1 protein-coding gene is annotated in these 757 nt (G+C 68.0%); it reads left to right on the forward strand.

What is annotated here, in order from left to right:
• Positions 1-14 precede the first annotated feature (14 nt).
• Positions 15-757: ABC transporter substrate-binding protein (locus IY392_RS18790; protein ID WP_194862045.1), on the forward strand; the 743-nt coding region annotated here is incomplete at its 3' end.

Below are 757 nucleotides of genomic sequence, written 5' to 3' on the forward strand. Positions count from 1 at the left end.
ATGGCCCGGAGGACATGCGCGGTTTCGTGCTGGGCATCCCCTTCGACTTCTCCATGCACAACCTGTTGCTACGTCACTACCTGTCCACCGGGGGAGTCGACCCCGACCTCGACGTGGACCTCCGGATCCTGCGGCCCGCCGACATGGTCGCCAACCTGCTCACCGGCAACATCGACGGCTTCCTCGGACCGGATCCGTTCAACCAGCTGGCCGTGGCGAGGGGCGCCGGATATCTGTTCACTCTGACCCGCGACCTTTGGGACGGTCACCCCTGCTGCTGCCTCGGCGTGTCCGAAGAGTGGGCATTCGAGAACCCGGTGACCTACCGAGCGCTCACCAGGGCCGTCGCCGACGCCGCGGTGTGGTCGGACGACCCCGCTCACCGGCCTCAGGCCGCGGCCTCGATGGCCACCGAGCAGTTCCTCAACCAACAACCCGAGTTGCTCACCGCGATCCTCACGGGCACGTACCCCGACGGCGCCGGGCGCACGATGCAGGAGCCCGACCGGATCGGCTTCCGGCCGTTCCCTAGGGAGGACTTCGGCCTGTGGATCCTGACCCAGTTACAGCGGTGGGGACTCACAGATGACCGGGACCTCGGCAACTCAGCCGCGCTGTACGCCGCGACCACCGAGGTATTCGACACCCCCGCCGCGGCCCGCGCCCTCCACGACCTCGGGATGGACATCCCGTCGGCCCGAACCGAGACCATCACCGGCATCCCGTTCAACCCCGCCCGAACCGACATCTGGACCCG

Source organism: Dietzia sp. SYD-A1 (assembly GCF_015356725.1).
Classification (GTDB): domain Bacteria; phylum Actinomycetota; class Actinomycetes; order Mycobacteriales; family Mycobacteriaceae; genus Dietzia.